This window comes from Tessaracoccus pujii, from assembly GCF_055326215.1.
Genome location: NZ_JBUZNP010000020.1, coordinates 1 through 5,366, shown reverse-complemented (window position 1 = coordinate 5,366; position 5,366 = coordinate 1). Strand labels below are relative to the sequence as shown.

Genomic DNA, 5,366 nt, shown 5'->3' with positions numbered 1-5,366 from the left:
TGTGCCACCTGCACCAACTGTTGCTGGAACTGATCCCGGGCGGGGCGAAGAAGGACCTCTCCGCCGCCCAGGCCCGCCGACTCCTGAACGCCGTGCAACCATCCGACCTTGTCAGCGTCACCCGCAAGAGGGTCGCGATGGAACTGGTCGAAGACCTCGAGCGGATCTACCAGCGGAAGAAGGACGCGAACAAGGAACTGGTGGCCCTGGTCAAGGCCACCGGCACCGGGCTGCTCGACCTGCACGGCATCGGCCCCTCCGGCGCGGCCCGGCTCCTGGTCGAGGTCGGTGACATCACCCGGTTCCCCGACAAGGCCCATTTCGCGTCCTGGACCGGGACCGCGCCGATCGAGGCCTCCTCCGGTGACCACGTCCGGCACCGGCTCTCCCGCGGCGGGAACCGCCAAATCAACCGGGTCCTGCACCTCATGGCCACCGTCCAGCTCCGCAACCCCACCGAAGGCCGCGCCTACTACGACCGCAAGAAAGCCGACGGGAAGACCTCCATGGAAGCGATGCGCTGCCTGAAACGACGGCTCTCCGACATCGTCTACCACAGCATGCTCACCGACTACCTCACGCTGCAGGCGACGGGCCCGGGAGGACACCGGGGAACGACACTGACATCCAGCGCGGCCGACTCACATCCCCACACCGGCTCTTCGGATCAGTCACTTCCCGGACCCGTCACCCACCAGCCTAAGACACCCCAACCCGCCACCGCCTGACCACCGACAACAAGACCGGCCGGCATGCTCACACCGCCGCCGGTTCCTCCACGGCTGCCCACCTGCCGGAGCGCAGGCGCGGTCAAGATGGAGCCCCCCACCGGAGGAACGATCTTGACCGCGCCGAGCACCGGCACACCATCAACAGCGGAGGAACCGAAAGAGCTCCATCCGGACCTTGACACAGAAGGGAGCCAGTTGCGGATGTTCGGCAATTGCTCAGTTCTCTGCCTCTGCGGCAGGAGACTTCAGGGCGGCGTGGTGGCCCTCATCCTCGGCCCGGCGCCACTCGTGAAATGGGGTCAATGAGACCTTGCCGCGCGTCGGTGACAATTTCCCGCTTGCCAACTGACGCACGACGTAGTCCAAGTAGGTGATGCTGATGTCCCACCAATATGGGTCGTGGGGGGAACGGGGTTCGTCCCTCAGGTGAGGGCTGAGAGCGTAGCCCGCTGCACCACCGAGGTAGTTACCCGCGGCTTCCCGCACGGAGTGGCCGACGGCTCCAAGGGCAGGGATGGTGCCGGCGTACCGCCTGCACTCACGGTCGACGCTAGAGATCCGTTCCGAGATCGCCTCGGGATCCGGATCTTGGCGAGCAGCAGCCCAAACCGCAGTACGCAGGTCTTGGATGGCGTCAACGACTGCATCGGTCGCCTCTGCTGTCCGGTCCAAACGCCTGGCCCAAAGATGCTGGCGCGCGGACACGATGAGGGAGCCGAGAGAAACGACGGCCGAGAAGGCCGAGACGGCTAGTGAGAGATCCACGTCTCTAGCGTGCCCCCGGGGACTGACAATCCTCGCAATCGGGGGGCGCGCTGCGCCTCTAAGGGCGGCAGATGAGTGCGTTACGAGCAGATTAGAGGACGCCGCCGAGACTCTGCACCAAGGAATCTTGTCCTCACTAGAGCGGCGTACTCGCGTCTCGCGGACCAACCGTTGAGAGGAAGCCTCCGACTGGAGAACACTCTCTTCTGATGACCTGGCCTTGAACGAGAGCTTGGACAGAATTCAACAACTGGCATGACCATCGGGCACGTTGGCCGAGCTCACTGAGCCATTGGCGCCGATTCTCGTACCACGACCTCAAGGCCTGTACCCCCTCCATCGATGACTTTACTCGTCGTCGCTTGTGGGAGAGCAGGTGATGTCTCCGATTGGTTGATCGGGTTGTCCTTGGTGCAGTGCATCGGCGGTGAATTCCTCGGTGACCAGGACGTCGACGATGGCGTCGTTCCGGCTCAGCTCGCCGCCACCACCACCAAACCAAGTGCCCACCAGTTCTATCTCCCGGTGCTGATTGCTGCCGCGAAGGATGATTGGGCCACCGAGGCTCTTAAGCGCCTTCTCGCCGGTCACCGTTACCGCGAAGCCTGCTTGTCGCAAATGCGCCGCGGCGGCGGCAACGGCCGTATCGTCGCCGCCCGCGGAATAGACATGCACCTGGACATCTGCGGTGGTCTGTCGCGGCGGCCGGACGCAGTGGCCCGTGGCGACGATCTCGGACCGCATCCGTTCGAGCAGCTCGGGGCTCGGTCGCCACTCCATCAGTCCCTCGCCCGTCGGCTCGTACCAGTTGAACCTGCCGTCTTCGACCGAGCCGACGAGTGAACGGACATCCCCAGCAGCAGTGCGCAACGCGAGGCCATGCGCGTTCGTGGCCGAGATGCCTGGTAGCAGTCCGAGAAGAAAGGCATTCATCTGCAGCTCTGACACAATGTCGACAGTCAGGTCACTTGAGAAGGCCACCTGCACAAACGAGGTGCCGCCGGGGTTCTCCGAGACACAGAAGAACGCGCCGGTGACATCAGGTAGCACTGCTACCGTCTGCTTCCACTCCACGCGGTCAGCGCAGGCGGTGACCGACGGCTCTGAGGTCGGCGTCGCTTCGGCCGGTTCAGTGGTGGACTCGGCGGGGGTGGCCAGGATCGTCGGCTGAGGGACATTGAGGAGGAGCATTCCTACGCCGACCACTGCTACCGCAGCCGCGCCCGCTACGACACCGGATGTCCGCACGCGACGACGACGGTGCTCCGTTCGCACCTTCGGGCCCCACCCCGACGCCTCGGGCGGCGTTGGCACCAGCCCGTCCAGCTCATCGGCAAGGTTGTCTCTGGTCATGAGTGCATGTCCTGTTCCAGTAGGTGTGGTGACCGCCGGAGGGCCACGAGGCCCCGACGTGCGTGGGATTTGACGGTGGACGTGGGCATCTGGAGGAGTTCCCCCACCTCGATCACCGTCATGTCTTCGAAGTAGCGCAGGACCAGTACCGCTCGCTGAGAGCGTGGCAGGCTGAACAGCGCCCGGCGGAGGTCCGACGCCTGCATCGGGGGGTCGTCGCCGACGTCGGCAACAGTGTCCGGTTCAAGCACGCTGGGCATCTCACTGCGCCAGTGGCGCCGCCGCCGCCAGGAGACGAACGTGCGGAAGAGCGTGGTCCGCACATAAGCCTCGAAATGCCGTTCGCTGTCGAAGGCCGCAAACCGGCCATACGTGCGGAGCAAGGCGGCCTGAACCAGATCCTCAGCATGGTGGACATCCCCAGTCAGCAACCATGCGGAACGCCAGAGCTCGCCGCCGCGTTCAGTGACATACGCGTCGAAACGTGCGGCGGCATCACTCGAAGGGGGCCCATTGTCTGCCTGCATGCTTACCTAGACGCTTTCATGACACCGAAGGGTTGCACGCGAACGCGTTCAGCGCACGCCACGCGTGGTCAGTGGGCTACCGCCGATCAATCGGAGTCACGTCGCCACGCCGCGGCGACCGGCCTATGCCGGCCCTCAGCGCCTTCGCGGATGTGGAGGCAGAAGCCAAGTCAAAAGAGTGCACAGGAGGGCAAGTCGATGTTGCTTGCGTCATGCTCTTGGTACACCAAAGCGATAGCTCGCAGGCATTGCTCCGTCTTCAACAGCCGGGTCTGCTGCGTGGACAGATAACAACCTCAACTGGCCCGCGCGAGCTGTCCCAACAACCTTGGCGTCTGCCGCTCGCGCACTCGGTGTCGAGATTCTGCACCATCCGCAGATCGGCATGAGCGCGCGAGCCGGCTCATGGCTCTCGGCTGGCGCGGGCGGTTCTTGAGGCTAACCGAGCCCGCGAGGGTGGTGTGGTCAGGGGCTACAAGGATCTGCTGGAGCCCATGGGCCGCTCAGCAGCAGTTCGGGTCGCGGGACAGAGCGGATCGGGACGCTGCGCGCGTGGAGGAGGAGAAGTGCCAGAGCCGGTTGTGTGGTGCCGGGAGTCCGCGAATCGTCTGGCTCGTAGCACACTCGCAGCACGGCGCTGCCTTCTCCTCGGTAAGCTCCTAGTCAGCAGCGTTTAGACAGGGGTTCGAGTCCCCTATGCTCCACTCCTCATCCGCCCTTGTCAGGCCCTTTTCTCGAGGACTTCGGTTGGCGTTTCGGGAGCGACCTGGGTCCCGTCATCACCCACCCTGGTGACTCGCATTGCGCACGATGTGGCCACCCGGGGGCGAGTGCCGGCCGTGAGTGACGACCAGGAGTTAACAGGCTCATCACAATCCAGGGTGTAGTCGGGGTCTGAATCCGCCGGTCTCGAGCAGTGATCTGGCGATGTAGTTGGTGAGGTTCCGGAAGCCGAGTGCTGATCCGCGGAGATGTTCCAGGCGGCCGTTGAGGGCCTCGGTGGGACCGTTCGAGGTGCCGGGCCGGTCGAAATAGGCCAGCACGTCGTCGGCTCGCTTCTTCAGCGTTCGGCCGAGTGTGATCACCTCGCTCAACGCGGCGGGGACGCCCTGGCTGACCGAGGCGATCAGGCTGGTCATCAGGGCCCGGCCTCTGGTCCGATCGGGTTCGCGGTAGGCGGCGATCATGCGTTGGTAGATGCCCCAGGTGGCTTCGACCTCGACATGGTCATCGCCGGCGAACAGGGCGGTGAGCCGGTCCTTCTGTCGGTCGGTGAGGAGGTCGGTGCCGGTGTGGAGGGTGCGGCGCGCCGAGTAGAGCGGGTCGCTGGTGCGGCCTCGGTGTCCGTGGATGGCTTGTTGGACGCGTCGGCGGCATCGGTCGAGGGCGTCGCCGGCGAGGCGGACCACGTGGAAGGGATCCATGACGGCGGTCGCGTCGGGCAGCTCTTCGGCGGTGGCGGTCTTGAACCCGGTGAACCCGTCCATCGCGACGACCTCAACTCTGTCGCGCCATGCCTGGTCGCGTTCGGACAGCCACTGCTTGAACGCCTGCTTGGAGCGCCCTTCGACCATGTCGAGCAGCCTGGCAGGCCCTGTCCGGGTGCGGATGCCGGTCAGGTCGATGATGACGGTGACGTACTTGTCACCGCGGCGGGTGTGGCGCCACACGTGCTCGTCCACGCCGATGGCCGTCACCCCGTCGAACCTGGTCGGGTCGTCGATCAGGACCCGCTTGCCTTCGGCCAGGACCGCCGTGTTGGCGGTGTTCCACGACACCCCCAGCCCTTCGGCGACCCGGGCGACGGTGAGGTGCTGCACGACCAGACCCTCCAACGCCCACCGCAGCCCGCGGCGTGACAGCTTCGCCCGCGGCTCCGCGGCGAGGCTGGTGTCTTGCCGCCACACATGCCCGCAGCCGGTGCAGCGGTAGCGACGGATCGTGACCAGCAACGTGGTCGGCCGCCAGCCGAACGGCTCGTGCGCCAACG

General features: G+C 65.4%; 5 protein-coding genes. 1 reads left to right on the top strand and 4 read right to left on the bottom strand.

The features are described from left to right. Nucleotides 1-728, top strand: a 728-nt coding sequence (locus ACZK5N_RS14715; RefSeq protein ID WP_463625222.1) for a transposase, incomplete at its 5' end; no start/stop codon positions are given. A gap of 219 nt (nt 729-947) precedes the next feature. Here ACZK5N_RS14715 and ACZK5N_RS14710 read toward each other — a convergent pair. The 4 genes from ACZK5N_RS14710 to ACZK5N_RS14695 form a co-directional block, all read right to left on the bottom strand. Further along, nucleotides 948-1,496 carry a hypothetical protein gene (locus ACZK5N_RS14710; RefSeq protein ID WP_459018323.1) on the bottom strand — a complete coding sequence of 183 codons (549 nt, stop codon included), beginning with the start codon at nt 1,494-1,496 and terminating at the stop codon, nt 948-950. 348 nt (nt 1,497-1,844) lie between these two features. Next, the gene (locus tag ACZK5N_RS14705; protein ID WP_459018321.1) at nt 1,845-2,849 is read right to left on the bottom strand and encodes a hypothetical protein; all 1,005 of its coding nucleotides are present in this window, start codon (nt 2,847-2,849) and stop codon (nt 1,845-1,847) included. After that, entirely contained in the window at nt 2,846-3,376 is a 531-nt protein-coding gene (locus tag ACZK5N_RS14700; protein WP_459018319.1) for a SigE family RNA polymerase sigma factor, read from the bottom strand. Before ACZK5N_RS14700 ends, ACZK5N_RS14705 begins: the two co-directional genes overlap by 4 nt. 869 nt (nt 3,377-4,245) lie before the next feature. Beyond that, the coding region (locus ACZK5N_RS14695; RefSeq protein ID WP_463625116.1) for an ISL3 family transposase at nt 4,246-5,366 on the bottom strand (1,121 nt) is incomplete at its 5' end.